The sequence below is a fragment of the Euzebyella marina genome, assembly GCF_003687485.1.
Lineage (GTDB): Bacteria > Bacteroidota > Bacteroidia > Flavobacteriales > Flavobacteriaceae > Euzebyella > Euzebyella marina.
The window spans coordinates 2,716,899-2,743,025 of record NZ_CP032050.1 but is presented as its reverse complement, the minus strand read 5'-3'; the positions used below and the strand labels follow the sequence as shown (position 1 = coordinate 2,743,025).

The following is a 26,127-nucleotide window of genomic DNA, read 5'->3' as shown; positions in this document are numbered from 1 at the left end:
TGGAATTTTCTATTTAAAAATTATATAGATTAGGTAAGGATTTCAGATAGACCAAAACCTAATTAAATTTTTAAACTATTTAACCCCACAGAGTTATGTTGCGTAAACTTGTTGATTACAAAAAGCTTGACCATGAACTGGCAGCTCTTTTAATTGAAACCTACCCTGATGGGTACGGTGACGACGATTTGATTGTCTTTAAGAACCTTCAAGGTGAAACTGTTCAGGCCGTTGAATTGAGAACCACTGATACCGTTTACTTAGTTAAGATCAGTAAAAGCCTTTCCGATTTTATTGCCAATTTCGATGAGACCATTGAACGTGAGTTGGAATCAAAGCCTGAAAAAGTTCATGATAGTTCAGATGCAGATGAATTTGATCCAGGACTGGAAACCGACATGGAACTGGATGAAGATTTAGATTAACTCAGTTTTCTTTTGGAAGTGCATTTTTATTAGGCTCTACCTTTTCTCGTATATAATGTGCATATTGAAAGGTAAATTCCGCCCCGAAAAACATAATGATGCAGGTATAATAGACCCAAAGTAAAATCAGAACGACTGACGATGCTCCGCCGTATACCGAAGTCGGATCACTTGTAGTGAAATAATAGCCCAGTAGATATTCGCCAATTAAAAACAAAACTGTAGTCAGTCCCGCTCCCCAAAAAGTGGTTCCCCACCTTATATGAATATCAGGTAACAAACGGAACAACGCTGCGAATAGTCCCGTAATTACCAAAAAAGGCAATAGAAGGCTAAAAAAATTAGCCACAAAAACAGCGATATCGGGCGCAAAAGTGCTGACGTAGGCACTTAAGGTCTTTAAGACTACAGAGAGTACTAAAGATATTAGAAATAGAAAGCCCAAAACCAACACCATTCCGAAAGAAATCATACGGTCTAAAAACATTTGTATCCATACCTTCTTTTTAGACTCTACCCCCCAAATATCATTCATTGCCATTTTAAGCCTTACGAACACTCCCGTGGCACCAAAGAGCAACATACCTACACCTATGACTACGGTTACAACCGAGCCATCGTTTAGGGCGGCATTGGCAATCATACCTTCAATTGCCTCGGATACCCCTTCACCAATGAGCCCCCCGATTTTCTCGACTATTCTACCCTTAACAGCTTCGACCCCATAAATGGAACCCGCAATCCAGGCGACCATCATCAATAATGAGGGTAAAGAAAAGAGCGCATAATAGGCCACAATAGCACTTTTGCCAAATGGGTCGTTATCAACCCAAGAAACTCCGGTTCTCTTGAGTAATAACCAAAATATTTTGAGTTTTTTCAGAATCATAAATAACGTTCGCGCAGAATATTTCTGTGATGTTTTTGATGACCACAGATGACAAAACCCAAAGCACCAACACTCCAATCAAGAGAACTTGCTATACCCTTTCTTTCCAAATCGTTAGTATCAAATTGATTGAACAAGTGAAGTGTAGAATTCCGAACTATAGAATACTCATCTATCAAACTTTGTAAGGTTCGATTATTAGCTTTGGAAAAAGGCACATAATCGTCCTGTTCAAAACCTGGCAAAGGAGTTTGATCACCACGGGAAAAGCGTAGCGCCCTGTATTGAAAAATTCTTTCTGAGTCTATAATATGCAAAAGCACCTCTGCCATCGTCCATTTATTCTCCGCATACCTAAAATCTAATTTGCTCTGCGGTATGGTAGCCATAAATTCAGGAAAATTCTGAGATTGCCGTTGCAGCATATCCATCAATTCCACATCCTTCACTAAGTCTATATAGTTTTTATAGAAGGGAAAGGGTTTCGTAAACTGTAAATCTGTCGTCTTCATGTAATACTAAGCTAAAAAAAATCCCGAACACAAAGGTTCGGGATTGATTCAATTATGAATTCTTTTTATTTATAGCTCGTTGAAGATGGTATGCATCAATCGTTTTTTATCATTGATACTTTCTTCTAGGGAAATCATAGTTTCCGTTCTGCTAATACCATCAATATCATCTATTTTAAAAATGATGTTTTTGGCATGATTGGTATCTTTTGCCCTGATTTTACAGAAAATATTGAATTTTCCTGTGGTAATGTGGGCTACTGTAACGTTTGGTATTTCTTCTAAACGTTCAAGTACAAATTTAGTTTGGTGTGTCTTTTCCAAGAAAATGCCCACATAGGCTATAAAGGCATAACCTAGTTTAACATAATCGAGGGTTAATGAAGAACCTTTAATGATTCCGGCCTCCTCCATTTTTTTAACCCTTACGTGAACCGTTCCTGCCGAAATTAAAAGCTTTTTGGCAATATCGGTAAAAGGGGTCCTGGTATTGTCAATCAACATGTCCAGAATCTGGTGGTCAATTTCGTCTAATTTTACTTTTCCCATGATGGTTAGATTTTCAGCAAAAATAAAAAATTATAAAATAAAACGTACTAAATCTTCATTTTTTATAACAAAAACGTAACGAAAACGTTTTTTTAAGATAAAGTCTGAAAAATCTTATCAATTAAAGGGTAATACTCTTTGGCTTTAAGTTCTTGTAAATCACTATCTAGAGAACAGTCAATTGTTAAATGTCCGTACTTGATTTCTGTATCCTCGGGGTTGTAGTATTCAGGAACGAACTCAAGACTTCCGTTAATTAATGTTTCCTTAAACTGGACCGGAATGGTTATTTTTGAGGAATTATTTTCCTTCAAACCATCTGCATTGATAAGTAATATATCAACGAAGTGTTTGCTATTCTCCGGAATCAAATTGTATTTCTCAATAGAAAAATTTTCCACTTTTGATTCCGCAATTACATTGAGAGCCTTCAGCAATGAGAGAAAAATATACTCTCTGGTTTGTTCACGCATATAATCGTTCGGAGAATGACCAGATTCGAATAATATGGTAGGTGTATTCAACATTTGAAAGGTATCACCAACACAATTGGCATTGAAACTATCATCATAACGGCCTATCCTATTCGGAATAATACCTTGCAGCATTTCATTCATAGCAACAATCAATTTCATACTAATTGCCCTAGACGGAGAAATGCTTCGTTCTTCATCATGAGCGGGAGCCAAAAAGGACACGGTAGCCGGTTTATTGCTTTCACCTACATTAAATATGGTACGTTGATCATGAAGGTTGAAACAAAAATCAGGTTCAAATCTTTCAAAAACATCGCGCAGAACGTTACTTTCTGGCTGACTTCTATCTTGCGCATCCCTATTTAAGTCAACCTCGTTGGTATTAACCCTGGTATAAGCCTCAGCCCCATCAGGGTTCAACATGGGGATAATCATTAAGGTACAATGATTCAATATAGATTTAGCAAGTACATCGTCACTTACTAAAAAATTAAACAGATCGCATACTGCCTTGGTAGTGGTAGACTCGTTGCCGTGCATCTGCGACCACATGAAAACCTTTTCTTTTCCGGTACCTATTTTTACGGCATTAATACTTTTCCCGAGAACCGAACTACCAACATGCTCAATTTTATATGACGACGGTAAATTATTAAGTACTTCTTGAATTTGACCATGTACCACATATCTACCTGTAATAGATTGTTCTTTTATCTTTTCGTAAAGCTCGTTTGATATCACCTCAATTATTTTAGAAAAGCAAAAATAAGTTCTATTTATTTTACATTTGTATAATTAGTTGTTTTCAATTGTAAATAAGTCGGTTTTTACAAGGGCTTGTATTTTACATTTGTAAATTAACTTCTGATTAAAAACACCATTTGTTTTTATTAAAATTCAAATCACTTAAAATCAATGTTTTAATATATTTCATTAAGAGCGTTAGTCTAATTAAAAATTTGATAACTGTAAACTTTTTACCTATCTCATCACCAGAAACTTTTATTTAAAAAGAGAATAATTTACAATGGTAAACTCGTCGGAATTCATTGAAAGATTAAATCTTCTGCTTACTCATTATGGCTTAACGGCGTCACAGTTCGCAGACCAAATACAAGTTCAGCGTTCGAGTATTTCTCATCTATTATCGGGCCGTAACAAACCAAGTCTAGATTTTGTGATGAAAGTAGTCCAGACATATCCTGCAGTAAATCTTTATTGGTTGTTGAACGGAAAGGGTGAATTTCCCTCTTCCCCTCAAAATTCTGACCAGCATTCTTATCCATCTCCGAAACAAAAGGACCCATTAGCGATACAAACGGTTCAAAAATCCACAAAAGCGGAAAGAAAAATTGAAAAAATCATAATTTTTTATTCCGACGGCAGTTTTGAGCCTTTTACACCCAAATAACCATCCTTTGATATAACCGAAATGCATGTAAATAACAGACATATAGGTTATCTTGCAGCTTTAAATTTTACCTACCTTTTATTGATGATACGCCCTTTACTTTTAAGCTTGTTTGGTTTTTTTACACTTATTTCTTGCTACCAACCAGAAAGAAATTGCAAAAAGTTTAAGAATGGTAAGTTCTCCTTTACCACGGAAATAAATGGAGAAGAAAAAACAACCATCTTCGAGCGCTTTGGTGAACTAGAAATAGATTATTTTGAAGGTAAAGCGGACTCGGCAAATATTCGATGGATAAACGATTGTGAGTATATCGTTAAAAAGCTTAATCCGAAGAATATGGCTGAAGAAAAGCCTATTCATATGAAAATATTGTCAACCACTGATAATTCGTATACATTTGAATATAACATAGTTGGCCAAAGCCGAAAATCAAAAGGTGTGGCCATTAAAACTGACTAAACCTTTCTATTATGTTTGAAATATTTTCCAATCCAGATGCGTGGATTGCGCTTTTGACCTTGACATTTTTAGAAATCGTTCTCGGCATCGATAACATCATTTTTATTTCAATTGCTGCCGGTAAGTTAGAGCCCGGTCAACGAAAGAAAGCCACCAACATTGGTTTGGTTCTGGCCATGGCAATGCGAATCATACTTCTTTTCGGCATTACGTTATTAACTTCTATGAAGAAACCTTTCTGGGTCTTTGAAAACGATTGGATTTCAGGGGGAATCAGTGGCCAAGCCATAATCTTATTCGCCGGAGGATTATTTCTTCTCTACAAGAGTACGAGAGAAATACATGAAAAAGTAGAACACAAAGGTCATGACGAAGCAGAGGTTAAGAAAGGGCAAGCCACTACCCTGACGAAAGCTATCGTTCAGATTACACTGATCAATATTGTCTTTTCGTTCGATTCCATTTTGACGGCCATTGGTATGACCAATGGTATTTCCCCTAATCCGAATGACGTATTGGTACTGATGATTGTAGCGGTAGTAATTTCTGTGGTTATTATGATGCTGTTTGCCAACCCGGTTGGAGAATTTGTCAATAGACATCCTTCCATTCAAATACTGGGTCTTTCCTTTCTTATTCTTATTGGGTTTATGCTCATTGCAGAGGCAGCCCATATCGGGCACCTTATCGTTTTTGGAAACGAGGTGGGAACCATCCCTAAAGGATACCTCTATTTTTCCATTGCCTTCTCCTTGCTCGTCGAGTTTCTTGACTTACGAATGAAGAAAAATACCCGTTCAGAAATTAAGGAAATAAAAGAGTAACAAACTTAATAAAAAACCCCCAAGCTATTTCGCTTGGGGGTTTTTTATTTAAAGTTTTAAATTACTTAGTTCGGTCTACTGAAAACAGCCTCAGGGTTTTTAGTTTTTTGCTCATTAAACATACGCTGCTGTTGCTTAACGGTCAATGTACTGCCGTCAGGACTCCATCCCGGAGGGCCAAAAATATACATCAGCTTGTGAGAAAACTTTTTGGCCTTCTTTACATCGGCCCAAATATCTTTAAACTCGTGTGTCAAAATCACTATAGGATTATATGAATTAGGCGCATGAATTACCCCAAATTTCACTTCGATATCATCATCCAATTCTTTCCAAGTGCCAAATATCTTATCGAAGATGTTTAAAAATCCGCCGTGGTTTTTATCTAGATACTCTACATTTTGACTGTGGTGAACCTGGTGCATGGTGTGCGTATTGAAAACTTTTTCGATCCATCCCATTTTTGGCACATAAAGCGAATGCAATTGAAATTGCCATAGCGACTCGATAGCCAAGCAGATAATGACCATTTCGACCGGAAAACCAATGGCAGGCATCCACATATAAAAGAAAGGTTTGTAAAGTAGGGTAAACCAACCGTTACGAACTGCTGTGCCTAAATTAAAATTATCGGAGGAATGATGTACGATATGCGCCGCCCAAAGAATGCGAACTTCATGGTTGGCCCTATGGAACCAATAATAAGTGAAATCATCGGCCAATTGGCAAAGAAGCCAAACGTACCAAGCATAACCAAAAGATTTATACCCCATAATATTGGTTCGCACGCCGTCAACTATCGGATTGAAAACCTCATAGGTAAACTCAAAAACAACAATTAAAACCGTAACCTTAATGAGCGGCCCTAAAATTGCGGAGCCAATACCCATAGCTCCACTAGCCATTAAATCTTTCCAAACATACAGGTCGTCATGACCATGAGTTTTACTGTAAGTAAGTTCTAAAAGTATAAAAGCAATAAAACAGGGGACTCCGTAAACGAGGGGGTTGGTAAAATCCATTCAATCAGTATTTCGGCTAAGATAATGATATTAAGAACTTATAGACAAATTGATTTGAATTTAGCTCGATATAACGATAACTAAAATCGATGGTAGAATTATCAGCTACTTTTTAGTTTGCCTTAAAATCTCGTTTTGCTCTTGCAAAAGTTTTTCCAAGCTTGATAAAAGCTCGATGTTCTTTGGAGTTTCGACCTCTTCATTATCAGGGTCTTCGGCCTTGTTCTTAAATCGGTTGATACCCTTTACCACGACAAAGATGGTCAGGGCGATAATAAAAAAATCGACCAAAACCTCAAACATTTCACCGTACCCGATAGCTACTTCTTCTGCCCCGTCAACGGCCTTTTGCAGCACATATTTTCTATTCGAAAAATTAACGTCGTCTGTCAAAAGCGACAAAGGAGGCATTATAATTTTTTTGACAAGCGTATTGATTACATTATTGAAGGCAGTTCCGATAATGATACCAATGGCCATGTCTATCATGTTGCCTTTTATGGCAAAATTCTTGAACTCTTGATAAAAATTCTTCATGCTATTTTAATCGAATAATGACCCTTGAGTGCCGTCTTCATCTAAGTTTTTTCTATTCTCTGAGTCGGTTTCAGAAGAATCTTTGGGTTGAGCCGTGTCAACGTTTTCTTCATCTACCACCTCAATTTCCTCCGTTTTCGGCGGTTCCGGTTCTTCATAAGGCAGAGGGTCAAGACTATTGATTTCTAAAACCTTTTCTTTGGTCAATTGATTTCCCATGGCATTGATTCCCTTGACCGATATAAATTCTTCAAGGTTGATTACCCAATTATCTTTTCTTTCTTGACCTCTTTTCTTGGCAAATACCACTTCTACTTGAGGTCTATAATCAGTGGAAATGACCTCTAAATAAGATTTTGAATGATCGGTCAGTACATTTTCGTCTTTATCGGGGTTTTCTACCAAAAATCGTTTTACATAGAAAAGTTCCTTTTCACCTTCCCAATAAATCAATGACAAAGGCTTATTAGGTAGCCATTTTTCCAAAACAATAATATCGTCATCAAAATGTAGGGTAAGCTCCGGAATCACAGTTTTCACCTGTCCGTTCTGATTCACGATCAAAAGTCTGTCCTCACTGGTAAACTCTCCTAAGAACTCCCCTCGCTCATCGATATTCAAGCGCTGTACGGTCTCATCAAACCATAGTTTTCTAGGCTTTAATGTGGAAAGGCCTTTTTCTTTCAATTCAACCCGTTTCACGGAATACTTGGTCACGATATTACCCTTACTGGCTCGACCCTTTATCAGCACATCGGCAAAATCAACATCCCATTTCAGTTTTTTGATACTACCTACCTGACGCAAGTTGATGGTAACCGTTTCCGCCTCTCCGTTCGGGTTTCCAGAAAAATAATATACCATTGTTCCGGCCTTACCTTGACCTAAATCGTATAAGCGATCGCGCGTAATGCTCGTGACGCTAAATCTCTTGATGTAGGTTGCTCCACCTTTACCATCTTTATAAATCATATTATAGATGGTACGCTTGTCTTTCTTTTTGAAGATGGCGACATAGATAATTCCCTTACCGACAAAAGTCTTGGAATCAACTTTAGAGACCATCATTTGACCGTCTCTGGTGAAGGCTATCACATCGTCGATATCACTACAGTCGGTGACATATTCATCTCGCTTTAAAGAGGTGCCGATAAAACCTTCTTCACGGTTAACGTAAAGCTTTGTATTTCTTATGACAACTTTCGTTGCCTCAATATCTTCAAATAATCTAATCTCTGACTTGCGCTCTCTACCCTTGCCGTATTTTTCCTTAAGATTTTTAAAATAATCAATGGCAAATTCAACCAAATGATTTAGATGATGTTTGACCTCGGCTATCTTCTTTTCTAGGTTATCTAGATTTTCTTGAGCTTTATCCAAGTCAAATTTTGAGATACGCTTGATCCGAATTTCGGTCAGGCGAACAATATCTTCTTCCGTTACCGCTCTTTTAAGGTTTTGGGTAAAGGGTCTTAATCCGTCATCGATAGCTTTAATGACCCCTTCCCATGTTTCTTGTTCCTCAATATCGCGATAGATTCTGTTTTCGATAAAAATACGCTCCAGGGAAGCGAAATGCCATTGTTCTTCGAGTTCACCCAGTTGAATCTCTAATTCTTGCCTTAACAAATCGACCGTTGCGTCGGTAGACCGACGAAGCATTTCAGAAACCCCAATAAAAAGAGGCTTATTATCTTCAATGATACAGCCTAAGGGCGAGATAGAACTTTCACATGAAGTAAATGCGTAGAGAGCATCGATTGTTTTGTCAGGAGAAATACCAGGCGGAATATGCACCAGAATCTCTACGTCGGCAGCGGTATTGTCCTCAATTTTCTTGATTTTTATTTTACCCTTATCGTTGGCTTTAAGAATAGAATCTATTAAAGAGGAAGTGTTGGTACCGTAAGGTATCTCGTTTATTACCAGCGTATTCTTACTGTGCTGTGAAATCTTGGCACGGACCCTAATTTTGCCCCCACGCAAGCCATCGTTATAGTTACTTACATCAATTATACCCGCCGTTGGAAAATCAGGAAACAGCTTAAAACGTTTTCCCTGTAAATGCTTTATAGAAGCATCAATCAGCTCAATGAAATTATGGGGCATTATTTTCGTGGAAAGACCTACGGCAATACCTTCGGCACCTTGCGCCAATAACAGAGGAAATTTTACGGGAAGCTGAACGGGCTCTTTCTTTCTGCCGTCATAAGAAAGCTGCCATTCCGTAATTTTAGGGCTAAAAACTACCTCAAGGGCAAATTTAGATAGCCTAGCCTCGATATATCGGGAGGCTGCCGCACTATCACCTGTTAAAATATTACCCCAGTTACCTTGCGTATCGATTAAAAGGTCTTTCTGCCCAATTTGCACCATGGCATCCGCGATACTGGCATCACCATGCGGGTGGTATTGCATGGTATGGCCCACCACATTGGCCACTTTGTTATAACGCCCATCATCCAATTCCTTAAGCGCATGCATGATCCTACGTTGCACGGGCTTAAAACCGTCTTCAATGGCCGGTACCGCGCGTTCAAGAATTACATACGAGGCATAATCCAAGAACCAATCTTTGTACATTCCAGTTACGCGAGTAAGCGCATCATCTTGTATCGATTCTTCTTCCTCGTTCGCCTTAGACCCTTCGCTATTTTGTTCCTTTTCACTCTCAAGACCTTCGTCACCGTTGAGAGGTGTACCTTGGTCTTCAGATTCGTTCAGTTCGTCATTTTCTTCCATTCAGAAAAATACGTATGTCTTTGGTTTATATTTGGTTTTCCTCTACTAAATCAACCTCTACTTTAAGATTTTCAATAATGAATTCTTGACGGTCAGGTGTATTTTTACCCATATAGAAATTGAGCAATTGCTCAATGGACATCGCCTTGTCCAACATTACTGGTTCTAAACGAATATCATCACCAATAAAATGTTGAAACTCATCGGGCGATATTTCACCCAATCCCTTAAAGCGAGTAATTTCAGGTTTGCCAGAAAGTTTTTGAATAGCCGCCCGACGCTCTTCATCACTGTAGCAATAAATAGTCTCTTTTTTGTTTCTCACCCTAAAAAGAGGTGTTTGCAAAATGAAAAGGTGAGCTTCTTTAATCAGTTCTGGAAAGAACTGAAGAAAAAATGTAATAAGCAGAAGGCGAATGTGCATACCATCTACATCGGCATCGGTAGCGATGACGATATTGTTATATCGAAGGTCTTCCATTGACTCTTCAATATTAAGAGCTGCCTGTAGCAAATTGAACTCCTCATTTTCGTATACGATTTTTTTCGACATGCCATATGAGTTCAAAGGCTTACCCCTCAAACTAAAAACAGCTTGCGTATTGACATCCCTCGATTTTGTAATCGACCCGGAAGCCGAATCACCCTCGGTGATGAAAAGTGTACTCTCTAACCGTCGGTCGTCTTTCATATCGCCCAGGTGTATTCTACAATCCCGAAGCTTTTTATTGTGCAGATTGGCTTTTTTGGCCCTATCCCTAGCCAATTTTCTAATTCCCGATAACTCTTTTCGCTCCTTTTCAGCAAGTACGATCTTTCGTTGTAGCTTCTCGGCAGTCTCTTGATGTTTATGCAGATAGTTGTCTAAATGATAACCGACAAAATCGTTGATGTAGGTTCGTACCGTTGGTAAATCACCACCCATATCGGTGGATCCCAGTTTGGTCTTTGTCTGACTTTCAAAAACAGGCTCCATTACCTTGATAGAAATGGCGCTTATAATCGATTTGCGAATATCGGAAGCATCATAATTTTTATTGTAAAAATCACGTATCGTTTTAACAACTGCTTCCCGGAAAGCCGCTTGGTGCGTACCCCCTTGGGTCGTATGCTGCCCGTTAACAAATGAATGGTACTCTTCACTATACTGCGTCTTACTGTGGGTCATTGCCACCTCGATATCGTCACCCTTTAAATGAATGACAGGGTAAAGAATATCTTCCACATTGTTATTGTCCTCTAAAAGGTCTTTAAGTCCGTTTTCAGAAAAGAACTTTTCGCCATTAAAAACAATGGTCAGGCCAGGGTTCAGATAAACATAGTTTTTGAGCATTCGCTCTACATACTCATTTCTGAACTTATATTTCTTAAAAATGTTTTCGTCAGGAGTAAAAGAAACCTTCGTTCCTCTTCGGCGCGTAGTTTCCTCGAGCAATTCTTCATTGACGAGTTCGCCAATCTCAAACTCGGCAGATTTAGATTTGCCATCTCGCGTACTTTCAACCCTAAAAAAACTGGATAGGGCATTTACCGCTTTGGTACCTACCCCATTAAGGCCAACGGACTTTTTAAACGCTCGGGTGTCGTATTTACCACCGGTGTTCATTTTAGACACCACATCGACCACTTTACCCAACGGAATACCCCTACCGTAATCTCTAACAATTACTTTCGTACCTTGAATGGAAATATCAATGGTCTTGCCCGCACCCATTACAAACTCATCGATACAGTTATCGATAACCTCTTTTAGAAGAATATAGATACCGTCATCGGCCGAAGATCCGTCACCCAATTTACCGATGTACATACCCGGCCTTAGCCGAATATGTTCCTTCCAGTCTAATGAGCGTATGTTGTCTTCAGTATATTGAGAGTTATTGGACATTGAGCGGGGTTTGGATGAATAGTAACGCTAAAGATAATACGACATTTAAAAAGATAAAACACCTATTTGTTAAAGTAATTAACAATAAATTTTAGCGGTTTGTTGATATTACTGGCCTTTCCACCCTACTTTTAAGTTAAATTTTAGTTGAATATGGTTGATTTTTTAGCAGTGAATATGCCAACTTTGTACGAGTACAAATTCTTTTTCATCTCTAACTTTAAACCTGTTATTCAATAATTTCACCTAATGGAATTTATCGATTATTATAAAATATTGGGGATTGACACGAAGGCCAGTGATGCAGAAATCAAGAAAGCTTATAGAAAATTGGCACGGAAGTATCATCCTGACCTAAATCCTGATAACAAGGAAGCACAACAGAAATTTCAACAAATCAACGAGGCCAATGAGGTATTGAGCGACCCCGAAAAACGAAAGAAATACGACAAATATGGTAAAGATTGGCAGCATGCCGATGCTTTCGAAGAAGCTAATAAAAGAAATGCCTCTCAAAGTGGATTTGGCGGAAGTTCACAACGAAATACGGGAGGTTATTCCGATAGTGATTTTTCCGATTTCTTTGAATCGATGTTCGGCGGAGGTGGTTATAGTAGAACTGGGGGTAGAGGCACTTATCAATTTAAAGGACAAGATTTTAATGCTACCCTAAGACTTCAACTAACTGATATTCTTTCATCACAGAAACAGACGATTGACCTTGGGGACAAAAAAATCAGATTGACAATACCTGCCGGAGTTCAAGACGGACAAACCATACGAATTAAAGGGTACGGTGCAGAGGGTATGAACGGTGGACCCAAAGGAGATTTGTTCATCACTTTTGAAATTTTGAACAATACCGGTTTTCAACGTGTAGGCAATGATTTGTTCAAGACCATTGACATTGATTTGTACAAAGTCTTATTAGGCGGTGAAATTCAGGTCGATACTTTGACCGGTGCCGTTAAACTTCATGTTAAACCGGAGACCCAAAATGGCACCAAAGTAAAATTGAAAGGAAAAGGAATGCCTATTTATAAAAAAGAGGCTAGTTATGGAGACCTCTACCTTACCTATCAGGTTAATCTACCTAAGAACCTAAGCGCAGAAGAGAAACAATTATTTACCGAACTATCTAAATTGAGATAAAATGAATACCGATAACTATATTTTAGTAAGACATTATTGTGAAACCACTCAAATTTCTGACACGTTTATTAGTTCACTTCACGAATATGGCCTTATCGAATGCAGAACGATTGAAACGGAAATTTACATTGAGGCCGATGACATTCCTGAAATAGAACGTATAAATCGCTTGCACCATCAACTTGGCATCAATTTAGAAGGCATCGATGCCCTTAACCATATGCTAAAACGAATGCAGCAAATGGAATCGGAAATTAAGAACCTAAAAGATAAATTAAGAATTTACGAATAAGAGACTACACGTTGAACCTGAAGTGCATGACATCTCCATCCTTCACAATGTACTCCTTACCCTCAACCCTCATTTTTCCTGCCTCTTTCACCTTGGTCTCACTACCAAAAGAAACATAGTCGCTATAAGAAATGACCTCGGCACGTATAAACCCTTTTTCAAAATCGGTGTGAATGACACCTGCAGCTTGAGGTGCAGTAGCACCAATGGGAATAGTCCAAGCACGAACTTCTTTTTCTCCTGCCGTAAAATAGGTTTCTAAATTCAACAAACGATAAGCGCCTCTAATCAACTTGGCAGACCCAGGCTCTTCCAAACCTAGATCTTCAAGAAACATTTGTCGCTCGTCATAAGTTTCTAACTCCGTAATATCCGCCTCGGTCCCCACGGCCAAAACAACTACTTCTGCGTTTTCATCGGCCACCTTCTTTTTCACCTCTTCCACATAATCGTTACCACTAGCAGCCGCACCTTCATCAACGTTACAAACATACATGACCGGTTTGTCAGTTATAAACTGAAGTGGTTTTACATACTCAATGCGTAGTTCTTTATCAATATCAATGGCACGCACAGAAACGCCACTTTCAAGACCATCCTTTAATTTCAGTAGAACAGATTCTTCTTTTTGAGCCTCTTTATTTCCCGTTTTGGCGGCACGTTTCACCTTATCCAGTTTTTTCTCAACAGTTTCGAGGTCTTTTAGCTGAAGCTCCATATCAATGGTCTCCTTATCTCTAATTGGGTTCACGGAACCATCGACGTGCACAATATTGTCATTGTCAAAACAGCGAAGCACATGAATAATGGCATCGGTTTCTCTAATGTTACCTAAGAATTGATTGCCTAAACCCTCTCCCTTACTGGCTCCCTTTACCAAACCGGCAATATCTACAATTTCTACGGTTGCCGGAATCACTCTTTCAGGGTTCACCAAAGATTCCAATTTCTCTAAACGGCTATCAGGTACGTTTACAACACCAATGTTCGGTTCTATGGTACAAAAAGGAAAATTTGCGCTTTGCGCCTTTGCGTTCGATAGACAATTGAATAGGGTAGATTTACCCACGTTTGGCAATCCTACGATACCTGCTTTCATAAGGTTTAATTGAGAGATTCTTCTAATTCGGGCGCAAAGATAGTGTTTAAAAGTTTTAATTATACTATGAATATTTTAACACGAATAGTAGTACCTTGGGGTATTAACCTAAACTCGAACACTATGAAATCAACACTTTATTTATTGATTTTAACCCTATTCTTAAGTGCCTCCGCTTACAGTCAAAATTCTGTATCGGGCACTGTTACAGATGACTATGGCGAGCCTCTGCCAGGAGTCAACATTCTTGAAAAAGGCACTTCTAATGGTACCGTCACCGATTTCGATGGTAATTACTCGATCGATGTTTCAGAAGATGCCGTACTAATCTTTAGTTATATCGGTTTTAACACACAAGAACTGACCGTACAAGGGCAGACAGAATTGAATGTTCAAATGACCGAAGGCGTTCTATTGGATGAAGTGATGCTGGTAGGTTCAAGAAGCCCCAAACGAACCTCTACCGATACCGCCGTGCCTGTAGATGTTATCGACATTAGCGAGGTAGCTACCCAAAGTGGTAAAATTGAGGTAAACGAACTGTTACAGTATGCTGCACCTTCATTTAATGCGAACAAACAATCAGGTTCTGATGGTGCAGACCATATTACCCCTGCCACCCTTAGGGGGCTTGGTCCTGATCAAACATTGGTTTTGATCAATGGAAAAAGAAGACACCAATCATCATTGATCAATATATTCGGAACAAAAGGTAGAGGTAATACCGGTACCGACCTTAATACCATTCCCGTAGCTGCCATTAAAAGGATTGAAATTCTTCGTGACGGAGCTGCTGCCCAATATGGTTCTGATGCCATCGCCGGTGTAATCAATATTGTATTGAAAGATAAAACAGACGGCGTTACCGGAAATATCAGTTATGGCGCTTACAATACGAACGCCCAAGGAGAATTTCCTGCGGGAACCCCTAATACCGATGGTAACCGATTAGATACCGATGTCGATGGAAACCAAATCGGAGATGACCAAAGTCTTGATGGTGGTTCGTTAAAAGCTGCAATCAATTACGGCGTAGGCCTGGGCGAAAAAGGCTATGCCAACTTTACTACCGAATACATCAATAAGAATAAGACCCTAAGACCCGGTTTCGATTTCAGAAGAGGTTTTGGTGAAGCGGCCGTTGAAGGTTTTAACCTCATGGTCAATGCTGCCTACCCGGTAACTGAAAACACTGAAATATATGCTTTTGGAGGAAGAAATTATAGGGATACCGATGCGTATGCTTTTACCAGAAATGGCGGTGAACGCGTCGTTACAGCTATTTATCCGAACGGGTTCAACCCGCGAATTACATCAAACATTATTGACCATTCGATTGCTGCAGGTCTTAGAACGGAGCTAGAAAACGGGTGGAAAGTTGATGTGAGCAATACTTACGGAAAGAATAATTTTCACTACTTCATCAAAGGTACCTTGAACGCTTCCCTAGAAGAAGCATCTCCTACCGATTTTGATGCAGGTGGGCATAGTCTTAGCCAGAATACGGTCAATCTAGACTTCTCAAAATATTATGAAGATGTAATGGAAGGTATGAACCTTGCTTTTGGTGCTGAATATAGAACGGAGAATTTTATCATTTTTTCTGGGGAGCCAGGTTCTTACGGAACATTTGATGAAAACGGATTGCTGATTACGAATCCGGCAACACAAAACCAACCTACCATAATTATTGATGGTGAAGAAGTTGCTAGACCTGGGGGCTCACAGGGTTTTCCCGGTTACGGACCATCAAATGAGGTCGATAGAAGCAGAAGTAACTTCTCTTTGTATGCAGATGGTGAATTTGACCTCTCGGAAACATTCTTGTTGAGTGCCGCCGCGCGATTTGAGAATTATAGTGATTTCGGTGGTACCATCAACGGTAAGTTAGCAGCTAGGTTAAAAGCATCGGAAAATATAAACATCAGAGGTTCTGTAAGTACAGGTTTTAGAGCTCCTTCCCTAGCCCAGATATACTACAACTTACGTTTTACCAACTTTATCGGGGGTGATGCTGTTGACCAGTTACTTAGTCCGAATAACAGTCCTGTTACCGCCTCTTTCGGTATCGATCAGCTAAATGAAGAGAAAGCGGTTAATGCGGGCCTTGGTTTTACCGGTACTTTCGGCAATTTCACCACAACGGTCGATGGTTATTATATTAATGTAAAGGATAGGATTGTTTTAACGGGCAATTTTGCGACCGACGACATTCCTGGCGTATCTGCGGCCCAATTCTTTGTTAATGGTGTCGACACCGAAACTGCGGGTCTTGACATTGTTCTTTCATGGAAAAAGAACCTCGATAATGGTAGCTTGTCGGCCACCTTTACCGGAAACTTAAATAGCATGGAGATTACCAATGTTAACAATGGTAGTTTGGATGCGGAAACCTTCTTCGGTGAACGTGATAAGGCATTTTTATTGGCATCCGCACCTGAAAGCAAGCTGGCACTTAATTTAAATTATGCAAGGGACAAGTTTGATATTGGTTTGGCATTTACCCGCTTTAGCAGTATAGAACTATTGGATTTTCAAATGTATGAGGCTACTGCCGATTATGGTAGTTTTGCCAACAAACTCAGTGCAGCTACCGATAGCTACAACCCCAAATTGATTACCGATCTGGTCTTGGGTTATCAAATTTGTGAAGATGTAAAATTACAGATAGGCGCCAACAACCTTTTCAATGAATACCCAGACCAACAAGATGATTGGGTAGAAGGCGGTGGTTATTGGGATGCCGTTCAAATGGGCTTTGGGGGTGCCTACTACTATGCCCAGATGGCTTTCTCCTTTTAAACATTCCAAATAAAATCAAGACATAAAAAAACCGGACATTGTCCGGTTTTTAATTTTAATATATTCCCTGAGCCTATCCGTTTGGGTGCATAAACGCTTGTTTGGCCAGTAGGGTTTCCTCGCTTTCCTCATGATCATCATCAGGTACGCAACAATCTACTGGACATACGGCAGCACATTGTGGCTCTTCATGAAAGCCCATGCACTCGGTACATTTATCAGGTGATATATAATAGATCTCATCACTAATGGGTTCTTGGGCTTCGTCTGCATTTACCGCTTTACCACTTGGCAAAACTACATCTCCCTCCAAAGAAGTACCATCAGAGTAACGCCATTCATCTGCTCCTTCGTAGATGGCGGTATTGGGGCATTCCGGTTCGCAAGCCCCGCAATTGATACATTCATCGGTAATAACTATTGCCATAATTTAATTTTCTTACTGTTTAACTTCAGCTTCCTGTTTGTTACAGTATGCTTACTTTTGCATTTGTTTAAAACAAAGGTACAGCCTATACCTGTTTATCGCAAATATATGAACGACCATCACAAAACATTTATTGCTTTCGTTAAACTTGGCGAGTTTTTAAGTGATTTTTGTCAATCAAAGTCTAAAAATGACCCTTGGTTTGAAAAATTAGATGCTGCCATTGATTTGGCCAAGCATAAAAATGGTTGGTTTACGAGGGATAATGTCTTATTTGCCCTTAGTGGATGGGCCGATTTACTTACCGAAGAGAATTTAAACCTTTGGCTAAGTGAATATGATTTAACGCAAAACAGGCATAAAACAGTGGCACTGATTATGGCAGGTAACATACCACTGGTCGGTTTTCATGACTTTATAAGCGTTTTACTCACCGGTAATAAGGTAATTGCCAAGCTATCTTCCAATGACGATGTTTTGATTTCATTTATAAGGGATTACCTAGTTTATCTGGAACCTGAACTTCAAAAATCCATTGTTTTTGAAAAGGGACAATTATCTGATTTTGATGCTGTAATTGCCACAGGAAGTAATAATACATCTCGCTATTTTGAACATTATTTTGGTAAAGGGCCACACATCATAAGAAAGAACAGAAATTCAATTGCTGTTTTGAGCGGCGATGAGACCACGGCACAACTTAACGCACTTGGTGAAGATATTTTTAGATACTATGGTCTTGGGTGCCGAAGCGTATCGAAAATTTTTGTTCCTAAAGGGTATGATTTTGACCAGCTATTTAAGGCGCTGTATTCCTACAACAAAATCATACATCAAAACAAATATGCCAATAATTATGATTATAATAAGGCGGTGTATTTAATGTCTGAATTCAAGATTCTTGATAACGGCTTTATCATCTTAAAGCAAGATGAAACCTATGCCTCACCTATTGCATCTCTTTTCTATGAATTTTATGAAGATTTAGAAGTTTTGAAGATGAAACTGAAGGAAGAAAGTGATCAATTACAGTGCATAGTTTCTAAAGGAATTATTGAAAATGAGGTTGCTTTTGGCGAAACCCAACGTCCCGGCCTTTCCGATTATGCCGATAATGTAGATACTGTTGATTTCCTGTTAAAAACCTAATTGAATTTTTACTCGATCAATAGCTTAGGTTTCTTCAAAATTGATGAACTTTAACCTCTTAATTTCAAAACCGCTGGGGGATTTGGCATAACAGCCATATATGGCGGTTTCAATTGTAAACTACATCTTTATGAAAAAGCATAACTTTAGTGCTGGCCCTTGTGTTTTACCTCAAGAAGTATTGTTAAAGGCTTCAGAAGCCGTTATGGACTTCAATAATTCAGGTCTATCGCTAATTGAAATATCACACCGAAGCAAAGATTTTGTCGAGGTAATGGATAAGGCACGAAGCTTGGCGCTTGAACTTTTAGATTTAGAAGGCAAAGGCTATCAAGCCCTCTTTCTTCAAGGTGGCGCCAGTCTTCAATTTTTAATGGCCGCCTACAACCTATTGGAGAAAAAGGCTGGCTATTTGAATACCGGAACATGGAGTAGCAAAGCTATTAAGGAGGCAAAAATGTTCGGTGAGATTATAGAGGTAGGCTCTTCAAAAGATGAGAACTTCAACTACATACCAAAAGGTTATTCTGTGCCCGACGGATTGGATTACCTTCACTTGACATCGAACAATACTATTTTCGGAACACAGATTAAAAAATTCCCAAAGACAGAAGCTCCTTTGGTCTGCGATATGAGTTCCGATATTTTTTCACGTCAACTAGATTTTTCTCAGTTTGATTTGATTTATGCCGGAGCACAGAAAAATATGGGCCCCGCCGGAGCTACATTGGTTGTAGTTAAAGAAGAAATTCTAGGTAAGGTAACAAGGCAAATACCTTCTATGTTAGACTACCAAGTGCATATCTCGAAAGAAAGTATGTTCAATACCCCTCCTGTATTTGCGGTGTACACCTCAATGCTTACGTTAGAATGGTTAAAAGCCAAAGGAGGAATTGCGGCTATTGAAGAGATCAATGACAAAAAAGCCCAATTGGTATATTCAGAAATTGACCTGAACCCAATGTTCGAAGGCTTTGCTCAAAAAGAAGATCGCTCCAACATGAATGCCACCTTTAATCTGGTCGATGAGAAGTTAAAAGAATCTTTTGATGCAATGGTCAAAGAGGCGGGCATTAACGGAATCAATGGGCATCGATCTGTTGGTGGTTACAGAGCTTCTATGTATAATGCCCTTAGCCTAGAAAGCGTGGGTGTTCTTGTAGATGTGATGAGCGAATTAGAAAGAAAAGCATAAAAACTGGGCCTTGTTATCAAGGCCTTTCAGCAAACCAATATAGAACATCATGAAAATTTTGGCTAACGATGGTATAGCCCAGTCGGGTATTGACAAACTCGAAGCTTCGGGCTTTGAAGTACTGACCACTACCGTGGCACAAGAGCAATTGAAAAATTTTATCAATGAAAATTCTATTGAAGCCCTCTTGGTGCGCAGTACCACTAAGGTTCGCAAAGAATTGATAGATGCCTGCCCCAATCTAAAACTTATCGGTAGAGGGGGCGTTGGTATGGATAATATTGATGTCGATTATGCCAGGCAAAGAGGTTTGTTCGTCATCAATACCCCAGCTGCATCATCAGGTTCCGTTGCTGAACTGGTTTTCGCGCATTTATATGGCGGTGTTCGATTTCTCTACGATGCCAACCGCAACATGCCACTAGATGGCGATAGTAAGTTCAAACAGCTTAAAAAATCTTATGCCGCCGGAAGCGAACTTCGGGGTAAGACCCTTGGTGTCATAGGCTTCGGAAGAATTGGTCGTGCAACCGCCAAAATAGCATTAGGTGTCGGCATGAAGGTTGTTTTCTTTGATCCTTTTATAACCGAAACGGAAATTGCCGTGGAATTTTATGATGGACAATCGGTAAGCTTTCCTTTAAAAGGAATGAGTAAGGAGGAGGTTATTTCTCAATCAGACTTCATTTCATTGCACGTTCCTGCCCAAAAGGAATACGTTATCGGTAAAAAAGAATTTTCCCAAATGAAAGATGGGGTGGGAATTGTAAATGCGGCCCGTGGAGGTGTTCTTGACGAAGTAGCTTTGGTCGATGCGCTAGAAAGTGGTAAGGTAGCCTTTGCCGGTCTAGATGTTTTTGAGTCGGAACCTACTCCTGAAATTAGAATCTTGATGCATCCGAAAATATCTATGACCCCACATATTGGGGCTGCAACAGGTGAAGCCCAAACCAGGATAGGAGCCGAACTTGCAGATCAGATCATTACTTTACTTAAATAAGAAAAGGCCGTGTAGATTGGGTTTTTACCCAAGAGCTTCACCTGCTACAACAAGTTTTTTTGTACATTGTAAGCAGTAACTATAAAACACTAAACACATGTCAGGATTATTGGATATTCTCAACAGCCCAATGGGCAAACAATTGATAAGTGGTGCAGCCGCACAGACCGGACAATCGACCGACCAAACAGGTAGCGTATTAAGCATGGCTTTGCCCGTACTCATGGGTGCAATGAAAAAGAATGCCGCAACCCCTGAAGGTGCTCAAGGTTTAATGGGGGCACTTTCCGGTAAACATGACGGCAGCATACTCGATAACTTAAGTGGCCTATTAGGCGGTGGGGTTGACGAGTCGGTAATGAACGATGGTGCCGGTATATTAGGTCATGTACTGGGTGGAAAGCAGGCTCAAGTTGAATCGGCGTTAAGTGCAAAGTCAGGAATGGATGCAGGTTCGGTAGCAACTATTTTAAAAGTGGCAGCACCTATCTTAATGGGTTACCTCGGCAAACAGACCAGACAGCAAAACATCAATGATTCCAATGGTATAGGCAATCTATTAGGAGGTTTAATGGGTGGTAATCAACAACAATCTTTAATCGAGTCCTTCTTGGATTCTGACGGCGATGGAAGCATTCTTGACGACGTAGCCGCAATGGCTCTTGGAGGAAAAAAAGGAGGTATTGGAGGTCTTTTAGGTGGTCTTTTCGGCAAATAGCCCCTACTCCAACAATTTTAAAAAGCCACTTCTTAAACAAGTGGCTTTTTTTGTACCTTAAAGTGGAACGAAAATTGCGATAGACCTTAATAAATTACAGTGCTATGAAAAAGATGATGTTATTCTTAGGGGGAATGTGCTTTTTTATCCTTTTGATAACCGGTAGTTGTACCGGAACCAAGCAAGCGGTAGATGTTTCCGATAAAGAACAAATGGCGTTTGATCAAAAGGTCGGCGATACCGTCGAAATTTCCAGTGATAGTACTGAATATGAAATCATTATCATAGAACCTGGTTTCAACTTCTGGTTGCAAAGTATTGCACGGCCCGAAGGGTATTACTCCCAATCTTTTCTAGAGAATAGAAACCAGATTTATGTGATTAATTACAATCAGAGGGTTTTGCAACCTATGCGCTACTCCCCTAGTCTCTATGAATGGCAAATCGATTATAATCCAAATATCGACTATGGCTATGAAGTGAATTATAAATTATATAATTACTTTATTTACTTTCAACGCAAATACAATCAGAGACTTGGCCCTTTTGTTCCTCGAATTTGATTAGTATATTTGCCGGGTTAAATTTATGGAAAAGCTTAAAAAACGTTGGGGCATAGACTCTAACTTTCAAATTGCGATTATCTTCATTGTTTTTGCCATCACAGGTTCCAGTGCGGCAAAATTGGCCGAGCCCCTATGTGAGTTTATTGGCTTACATCGTGCCTCGACCGCATCTTGGTTATACTGGACGGCGCGAATCCTTTTGATTTTTCCGATATATCAAGTACTTCTGGTATTTTTCGGTTGGCTTTTTGGCCAGTTTCGTTTTTTCTGGAATTTTGAAAAGAAAATGCTAAGTAGAATGGGCCTTGGTTTTCTTTTTAAATAAGCCACTTATTTATCGATAAGCCAATTTAACAAGCCTTACCTATCAATTTGCCAAAAAGGTTGATAGAGAACAGGTCTCTGTTTGCAATTCACTATTTTTGCCAGATGCAAGAACGAATGCGCCATATTAGCTATTTGGCAAGCCTATTTTTAGTGCTTTCGATTCTTACACCCTCTATTACCAAATTGGCTCATGCCGTATACGAGCATGAATACCGTGATTGTGATAAAAATGGGAATTTACATGTGCATGAGGCGGAGTTAAACTGCGACTTTTTCAAATTTCATTTTTCTCCTCAATCACCAACCTTGTTCTTTCAAGAACTACCACTAAGAGTAAAATCAGGTACTCAAAACATCTTATCATCTTATACTTTCCTAAGCAAATTTCAAAAGCTTCACTTTGTTCTTAGGGGGCCTCCCACTCTTCACGTTTATTAAGATTTAAATTCCTTTAGTTAAAAAATTACTTTCAATCATACGAAGTATGAAAAATATGTATGTGGCAATTGTCTTTGCCTTACTCTGCAATATGGGTTTTTCACAAAACTCACTAACAGGCACTATTAAAAGTGCCGACCAAAATGAACCTCTTTTTACCGTTCAGATATATTTCCCCCAATTAGAAAAAGGCAGTGTTACCGATGAAAATGGCAACTACACTATAAATGGCCTTCCCCAAGGTAACTTTAAAGTTATCGTGGCGTACATGGGGTATCAAACCTATTCCGAAACCACCGTAATCAGTGAAGGCACCAATGAATTGAACATTACGTTATTCCCAAGTGCTATTGAAATGGAAGAGGTAATCGTATCTACCCCATTTCACAAATTGCAACGCGAAAATGTAATGAAAGTAGAAAGAGCTTCGGTTAGTGAGCTTAAAACAAAAGGGGCGGTAACCCTTTCTGACGGAATTACCAATGTGCCTGGAGTCGAGAACCTTTCCACAGGTATGGGTATCGGTAAACCGGTCATCAGGGGTTTGAGCTCGAACCGCGTTTTGGTTTACACTCAGGGCGTTCGTTTAGAAAATCAACAATTTGGTGATGAACACGGTCTGGGAATCAGTGATGCAGGTATCGAAAGCGTAGAGGTTATCAAGGGCCCTGCTTCTCTTTTGTATGGCTCCGATGCCTTAGGCGGCGTTCTTTACCTGAACCCAGAAAAGTTCGCCGTTGCAGGACAGACGGAGGGCGATGTAAACATCAATTATTTCACCAATACCAATGGAATTGCTGCCAATGCGGGTGTTAAGTCATCCGGCGACCGATTCAAATATTTAGTGAGAGGTAGTTATGCCAGCCATGCCGATTATCATACGGGCGATGATTTAAGCGTTACCAATACCCGTTTCGGTGAATATGACCTTAAAACCGGTGTGGCCTACCAAGCGGTCAACTTTAAGACTGATATCAGATATAATTATAATCAGCTAAAGCTTGGTATACCTGAAGAAATTGGGGAACAGACCAATGAAAGAACCCCTCAATCGCCTTATCAAGAGATCAATAACCATATCGTCAGTTCTAAATCCAATTTCTTTTTTGACAAATCGAGTTTGGAGGCGATTCTTGGTTACACCTTTAATAACAGAAAAGAATTTGAAGAAGGCGAAGAAGGAGCTGCGTTGGATATGGATTTGTCAACCATAAATTACAATATTCAATACCATTTACCGAAATGGGGCCTTTGGGAAACAATCGTAGGCACCCAAGGTATGTTCCAGAAGAACAGTAATTCAGGGGAGGAAGTCTTAATACCGGACGCGAATACCACTGATTTCGGAATATTTGCTACCTCTCACCTCCATTTTAAGAACAATAGCGATCTGCAACTCGGTTTAAGGTACGATACACGCTCTATTACCGGCGATGAGACCGGTATTGTAGGGGAAGAGGGTTACATTGAAGAATTGGATAATAGCTATAACAGTATCAATGCCGCTTTGGGTTATAAATGGGAATTTCTTTCTAATATAACGGGGAGAATCAATTTAGCTTCCGGCTTCAGGGCCCCAAATCTTCCTGAACTTACCTCGAATGGTGTTCATGAAGGTACGAACCGATACGAAATAGGAAATCAAGACTTGACCAACGAACAAAATATTCAGACCGATGTCTCTTTTGAGTATAAGAATGAGCATGTAGAGGTCTTCGTCAATGGTTTTTATAATGTCGTAAACGATTATATTTTTATTGAGCCCAACGGAGACAATATCGATGGCAATTTCGTATTCGTTTACCAACAACAAGACGCCAAATTATATGGAGGTGAAGTAGGTTTGCATTTTCACCCGCACCCACTCGATTGGCTGCATATTGAAAGTAGCTTTGAAAGCGTTACCGGAAAACTAGATAATGACAACTATTTACCGTTGATACCGGCCAACAGCTGGACGAACACACTTAGAACAGAATTCAACAAGGGAACTTCATGGTTGCCTTCGAGTTATGCCTTTGCTACTCTAAAATCGGTTTTCGAGCAGAATAATGTGAGTGAGTTCGAAACAACAACGCCATCGTATGCCCTATTCAGCATTGGGTTAGGAGGAAGAATTTTCATCTCTGAACAGCCTGTAGATATTAGGCTTAGCGGCAACAACCTTTTCGATAAAGACTATATATCTCATCTCTCAAGACTAAAAGTTGATGATATCGGTAATATCGGTAGAAATATCAATCTGGGGGTCAGTCTACCTTTTTAAGGACAGTACATAGGAAATGGATCTCCACGGTCCGTTTCCTATGTGATTTCTATATTTTGCTAAGATTTTTTGAAGCCGTAAAAAAGTTGCTTCCAAAAACTTTGGGGTATTTTTTCATCTCCTTCGAATCCTAAAGGCACGAGACCACTATCTTCGGGAATGAAATCGGTTTTAAATAAGTAATCCCACAAACTAAGGCTTATACCAAAATTCACTCCGTACCTGTGATTTTCAGGTAAAGAATAAGCATGGTGGTAAAGATGCATGACCGGATTGTTGAAAAAATATTTTAGAGGCCCCCAAGTCAATTTAATATTCGAATGGTTCAAATGCCCGATGGCAATCGCCATAAAATGAACTATGTAGGCCTGTTCTGGTTCAAACCCACCTAAAATCATGATCCCAAAGGTTTTTAGGGGTTTATAAAGTACGTTTTCCATCCAATGGAAACGCATATGTGCCGCAAAGCCCATTTCTTTTACACTGTGATGAATTTGATGAAAACGCCATAGAAATTCGTACCGATGAAGTAGTATATGGGTAAACCACTGAACAAAATCCAACACGATAAAAAAGACAAAAAGCTGAAGCCAAACGGGCCAAGATTCGGTGTTTACTATAGCTAAACTATTCATGGAAACCCCGACACTCAAGAAGAATGTTTCCAGCACTTTATAAACGCCGCCTATAGCGATGGCAAAAATGAAAAAGTTAAAGAAAATATAGATTGTGTCAAGCCAAAAGTCCTTTCTAAAAATGCCTTGATTCTTTCGCCATGGGAAGACTATCTCCAAAATCCAAACTACTAATGACAACAGAATAACACCATAAAAATAGTTGGTATACCAAGGTACTTCGAAGAGTATGGACTTGTACGTCCAATTCAAAGTACCATTGAATCCCTTTAAAAAAGCATCGATATACTTCTCCAAAATAACAAGTTTTAATAAGGTATGGGT

25 protein-coding genes are annotated in these 26,127 nt (G+C 39.4%); 14 read left to right on the top strand and 11 right to left on the bottom strand.

Features of this window, described 5'->3' with window-relative positions:
- The first annotated feature begins 95 nt into the window (after nucleotides 1–95).
- Nucleotides 96–425: a hypothetical protein gene (locus D1013_RS11795; protein ID WP_121849023.1), complete on the top strand. Its 330-nt coding sequence runs from the start codon at nucleotides 96–98 to the stop codon at nucleotides 423–425.
- Between the two features lies 1 nt (nucleotide 426).
- On the opposite strand, the gene D1013_RS11790 is transcribed toward D1013_RS11795, so the two are convergent.
- The 4 genes from D1013_RS11790 to D1013_RS11775 all read right to left on the bottom strand — a co-directional run bounded on the left by D1013_RS11790 (nucleotide 427) and on the right by D1013_RS11775 (nucleotide 3,592).
- On the bottom strand, nucleotides 427–1,314 hold the full coding sequence (locus D1013_RS11790; protein ID WP_121849022.1) for a YihY/virulence factor BrkB family protein: 888 nt from the start codon (nucleotides 1,312–1,314) through the stop codon (nucleotides 427–429).
- On the bottom strand, nucleotides 1,311–1,826 hold the full coding sequence (locus D1013_RS11785) for a DinB family protein (protein WP_121849021.1): 516 nt from the start codon (nucleotides 1,824–1,826) through the stop codon (nucleotides 1,311–1,313). The genes D1013_RS11790 and D1013_RS11785 overlap by 4 nt, the downstream gene beginning before the upstream one ends.
- 69 nt (nucleotides 1,827–1,895) lie before the next feature.
- Nucleotides 1,896–2,375, bottom strand: coding sequence for an Lrp/AsnC family transcriptional regulator (locus tag D1013_RS11780; protein ID WP_121849020.1), 480 nt, complete (start codon nucleotides 2,373–2,375; stop codon nucleotides 1,896–1,898).
- 92 nt (nucleotides 2,376–2,467) lie between these two features.
- Nucleotides 2,468–3,592, bottom strand: a complete 1,125-nt coding sequence (locus D1013_RS11775; RefSeq protein WP_121849019.1) for a M14 family metallopeptidase — start codon at nucleotides 3,590–3,592, stop codon at nucleotides 2,468–2,470.
- Between the two features lie 286 nt (nucleotides 3,593–3,878).
- Between D1013_RS11775 and D1013_RS11770 the strand changes: the two genes are divergently transcribed.
- The 3 genes from D1013_RS11770 (at nucleotide 3,879) to D1013_RS11760 (ending at nucleotide 5,548) form a co-directional block, all read left to right on the top strand.
- Entirely contained in the window at nucleotides 3,879–4,262 is a 384-nt protein-coding gene (locus tag D1013_RS11770; protein ID WP_121849018.1) for a helix-turn-helix domain-containing protein, read from the top strand.
- Between the two features lie 84 nt (nucleotides 4,263–4,346).
- Complete coding sequence (locus tag D1013_RS11765) at nucleotides 4,347–4,724, top strand: DNA topoisomerase IV (protein ID WP_121850706.1); 378 nt, start codon at nucleotides 4,347–4,349, stop codon at nucleotides 4,722–4,724.
- An 11-nt stretch (nucleotides 4,725–4,735) separates the two neighbouring features.
- Nucleotides 4,736–5,548, top strand: coding sequence for a TerC family protein (locus D1013_RS11760; RefSeq protein ID WP_121849017.1), 813 nt, complete (start codon nucleotides 4,736–4,738; stop codon nucleotides 5,546–5,548).
- Between the two features lie 65 nt (nucleotides 5,549–5,613).
- Here the strand turns inward: D1013_RS11760 and D1013_RS11755 are convergent, their stop codons facing one another.
- From D1013_RS11755 to D1013_RS11740, 4 genes are all read right to left on the bottom strand, one after another.
- Nucleotides 5,614–6,570, bottom strand: coding sequence for a sterol desaturase family protein (locus tag D1013_RS11755; RefSeq protein WP_121849016.1), 957 nt, complete (start codon nucleotides 6,568–6,570; stop codon nucleotides 5,614–5,616).
- Between the two features lie 105 nt (nucleotides 6,571–6,675).
- Nucleotides 6,676–7,107 carry a large conductance mechanosensitive channel protein MscL gene (gene mscL / locus D1013_RS11750; RefSeq protein ID WP_121849015.1) on the bottom strand — a complete coding sequence of 144 codons (432 nt, stop codon included), beginning with the start codon at nucleotides 7,105–7,107 and terminating at the stop codon, nucleotides 6,676–6,678.
- Nucleotides 7,108–7,113: 6 nt separating this feature from the next.
- Nucleotides 7,114–9,849: a DNA gyrase/topoisomerase IV subunit A gene (locus tag D1013_RS11745; RefSeq protein ID WP_121849014.1), complete on the bottom strand. Its 2,736-nt coding sequence runs from the start codon at nucleotides 9,847–9,849 to the stop codon at nucleotides 7,114–7,116.
- Nucleotides 9,850–9,874: 25 nt separating this feature from the next.
- Nucleotides 9,875–11,737 carry a DNA topoisomerase IV subunit B gene (locus tag D1013_RS11740; RefSeq protein WP_121849013.1) on the bottom strand — a complete coding sequence of 621 codons (1,863 nt, stop codon included), beginning with the start codon at nucleotides 11,735–11,737 and terminating at the stop codon, nucleotides 9,875–9,877.
- Between the two features lie 249 nt (nucleotides 11,738–11,986).
- Between D1013_RS11740 and D1013_RS11735 the strand changes: the two genes are divergently transcribed.
- Both D1013_RS11735 and D1013_RS11730 read left to right on the top strand, forming a co-directional pair.
- Nucleotides 11,987–12,889, top strand: coding sequence for a DnaJ C-terminal domain-containing protein (locus D1013_RS11735; RefSeq protein WP_121849012.1), 903 nt, complete (start codon nucleotides 11,987–11,989; stop codon nucleotides 12,887–12,889).
- A gap of 1 nt (nucleotide 12,890) precedes the next feature.
- Complete coding sequence (locus tag D1013_RS11730) at nucleotides 12,891–13,181, top strand: chaperone modulator CbpM (RefSeq protein ID WP_121849011.1); 291 nt, start codon at nucleotides 12,891–12,893, stop codon at nucleotides 13,179–13,181.
- A gap of 4 nt (nucleotides 13,182–13,185) precedes the next feature.
- Here D1013_RS11730 and ychF read toward each other — a convergent pair whose 3' ends face one another.
- Nucleotides 13,186–14,280 (bottom strand): redox-regulated ATPase YchF, encoded by a 1,095-nt coding sequence (gene ychF, locus D1013_RS11725; protein WP_121849010.1) that lies wholly within the window; start codon nucleotides 14,278–14,280, stop codon nucleotides 13,186–13,188.
- Nucleotides 14,281–14,403: 123 nt separating this feature from the next.
- Here ychF and D1013_RS11720 point away from each other — a divergent pair, with 123 nt between their 5' ends.
- Nucleotides 14,404–17,082: a TonB-dependent receptor gene (locus D1013_RS11720; protein ID WP_121850705.1), complete on the top strand. Its 2,679-nt coding sequence runs from the start codon at nucleotides 14,404–14,406 to the stop codon at nucleotides 17,080–17,082.
- 73 nt (nucleotides 17,083–17,155) lie between these two features.
- On the opposite strand, the gene D1013_RS11715 is transcribed toward D1013_RS11720, so the two are convergent.
- Nucleotides 17,156–17,509: a 4Fe-4S dicluster domain-containing protein gene (locus tag D1013_RS11715; protein WP_121849009.1), complete on the bottom strand. Its 354-nt coding sequence runs from the start codon at nucleotides 17,507–17,509 to the stop codon at nucleotides 17,156–17,158.
- Nucleotides 17,510–17,617: 108 nt separating this feature from the next.
- Between D1013_RS11715 and D1013_RS11710 the strand changes: the two genes are divergently transcribed.
- The 7 genes from D1013_RS11710 to D1013_RS11675 all read left to right on the top strand — a co-directional run bounded on the left by D1013_RS11710 (nucleotide 17,618) and on the right by D1013_RS11675 (nucleotide 25,168).
- Entirely contained in the window at nucleotides 17,618–18,658 is a 1,041-nt protein-coding gene (locus D1013_RS11710) for an acyl-CoA reductase (protein WP_121850704.1), read from the top strand.
- Between the two features lie 130 nt (nucleotides 18,659–18,788).
- Entirely contained in the window at nucleotides 18,789–19,853 is a 1,065-nt protein-coding gene (gene serC, locus D1013_RS11705; protein WP_121850703.1) for a 3-phosphoserine/phosphohydroxythreonine transaminase, read from the top strand.
- Between the two features lie 49 nt (nucleotides 19,854–19,902).
- On the top strand, nucleotides 19,903–20,853 hold the full coding sequence (locus tag D1013_RS11700) for a D-2-hydroxyacid dehydrogenase (RefSeq protein WP_121849008.1): 951 nt from the start codon (nucleotides 19,903–19,905) through the stop codon (nucleotides 20,851–20,853).
- 97 nt (nucleotides 20,854–20,950) lie between these two features.
- A complete protein-coding gene (locus D1013_RS11695) occupies nucleotides 20,951–21,571 on the top strand; it encodes a DUF937 domain-containing protein (RefSeq protein ID WP_121849007.1) in 621 nt (206 codons plus the stop codon).
- Between the two features lie 104 nt (nucleotides 21,572–21,675).
- Complete coding sequence (locus D1013_RS11690) at nucleotides 21,676–22,134, top strand: DUF6146 family protein (RefSeq protein ID WP_121849006.1); 459 nt, start codon at nucleotides 21,676–21,678, stop codon at nucleotides 22,132–22,134.
- Between the two features lie 25 nt (nucleotides 22,135–22,159).
- The gene (locus D1013_RS11685) at nucleotides 22,160–22,462 is read left to right on the top strand and encodes a DUF6787 family protein (RefSeq protein ID WP_121849005.1); all 303 of its coding nucleotides are present in this window, start codon (nucleotides 22,160–22,162) and stop codon (nucleotides 22,460–22,462) included.
- Between the two features lie 486 nt (nucleotides 22,463–22,948).
- Entirely contained in the window at nucleotides 22,949–25,168 is a 2,220-nt protein-coding gene (locus D1013_RS11675) for a TonB-dependent receptor (protein WP_121849003.1), read from the top strand.
- Between the two features lie 59 nt (nucleotides 25,169–25,227).
- Here the strand turns inward: D1013_RS11675 and D1013_RS11670 are convergent, their stop codons facing one another.
- The gene (locus tag D1013_RS11670; RefSeq protein WP_121849002.1) at nucleotides 25,228–26,100 is read right to left on the bottom strand and encodes a sterol desaturase family protein; all 873 of its coding nucleotides are present in this window, start codon (nucleotides 26,098–26,100) and stop codon (nucleotides 25,228–25,230) included.
- Between the last annotated feature and the right edge of the window lie 27 nt (nucleotides 26,101–26,127).

Bases quoted from the DNA above. Each gene is read 5' to 3' on its own strand.
- D1013_RS11795 (WP_121849023.1), top strand. From the start codon at position 96: ATGTTGCGTAAACTTGTTGATTACAAAAAGCTTGACCATGAACTGGCA.
- D1013_RS11790 (WP_121849022.1), bottom strand. From the start codon at position 1,314: ATGATTCTGAAAAAACTCAAAATATTTTGGTTATTACTCAAGAGAACC.
- D1013_RS11785 (WP_121849021.1), bottom strand. From the start codon at position 1,826: ATGAAGACGACAGATTTACAGTTTACGAAACCCTTTCCCTTCTATAAA.
- D1013_RS11780 (WP_121849020.1), bottom strand. From the start codon at position 2,375: ATGGGAAAAGTAAAATTAGACGAAATTGACCACCAGATTCTGGACATG.
- D1013_RS11770 (WP_121849018.1), top strand. From the start codon at position 3,879: ATGGTAAACTCGTCGGAATTCATTGAAAGATTAAATCTTCTGCTTACT.
- D1013_RS11765 (WP_121850706.1), top strand. From the start codon at position 4,347: ATGATACGCCCTTTACTTTTAAGCTTGTTTGGTTTTTTTACACTTATT.
- D1013_RS11760 (WP_121849017.1), top strand. From the start codon at position 4,736: ATGTTTGAAATATTTTCCAATCCAGATGCGTGGATTGCGCTTTTGACC.
- D1013_RS11755 (WP_121849016.1), bottom strand. From the start codon at position 6,570: ATGGATTTTACCAACCCCCTCGTTTACGGAGTCCCCTGTTTTATTGCT.
- mscL (WP_121849015.1), bottom strand. From the start codon at position 7,107: ATGAAGAATTTTTATCAAGAGTTCAAGAATTTTGCCATAAAAGGCAAC.
- D1013_RS11745 (WP_121849014.1), bottom strand. From the start codon at position 9,849: ATGGAAGAAAATGACGAACTGAACGAATCTGAAGACCAAGGTACACCT.
- D1013_RS11740 (WP_121849013.1), bottom strand. From the start codon at position 11,737: ATGTCCAATAACTCTCAATATACTGAAGACAACATACGCTCATTAGAC.
- D1013_RS11735 (WP_121849012.1), top strand. From the start codon at position 11,987: ATGGAATTTATCGATTATTATAAAATATTGGGGATTGACACGAAGGCC.
- D1013_RS11730 (WP_121849011.1), top strand. From the start codon at position 12,891: ATGAATACCGATAACTATATTTTAGTAAGACATTATTGTGAAACCACT.
- ychF (WP_121849010.1), bottom strand. From the start codon at position 14,280: ATGAAAGCAGGTATCGTAGGATTGCCAAACGTGGGTAAATCTACCCTA.
- D1013_RS11720 (WP_121850705.1), top strand. From the start codon at position 14,404: ATGAAATCAACACTTTATTTATTGATTTTAACCCTATTCTTAAGTGCC.
- D1013_RS11715 (WP_121849009.1), bottom strand. From the start codon at position 17,509: ATGGCAATAGTTATTACCGATGAATGTATCAATTGCGGGGCTTGCGAA.
- D1013_RS11710 (WP_121850704.1), top strand. From the start codon at position 17,618: ATGAACGACCATCACAAAACATTTATTGCTTTCGTTAAACTTGGCGAG.
- serC (WP_121850703.1), top strand. From the start codon at position 18,789: ATGAAAAAGCATAACTTTAGTGCTGGCCCTTGTGTTTTACCTCAAGAA.
- D1013_RS11700 (WP_121849008.1), top strand. From the start codon at position 19,903: ATGAAAATTTTGGCTAACGATGGTATAGCCCAGTCGGGTATTGACAAA.
- D1013_RS11695 (WP_121849007.1), top strand. From the start codon at position 20,951: ATGTCAGGATTATTGGATATTCTCAACAGCCCAATGGGCAAACAATTG.
- D1013_RS11690 (WP_121849006.1), top strand. From the start codon at position 21,676: ATGAAAAAGATGATGTTATTCTTAGGGGGAATGTGCTTTTTTATCCTT.
- D1013_RS11685 (WP_121849005.1), top strand. From the start codon at position 22,160: ATGGAAAAGCTTAAAAAACGTTGGGGCATAGACTCTAACTTTCAAATT.
- D1013_RS11675 (WP_121849003.1), top strand. From the start codon at position 22,949: ATGAAAAATATGTATGTGGCAATTGTCTTTGCCTTACTCTGCAATATG.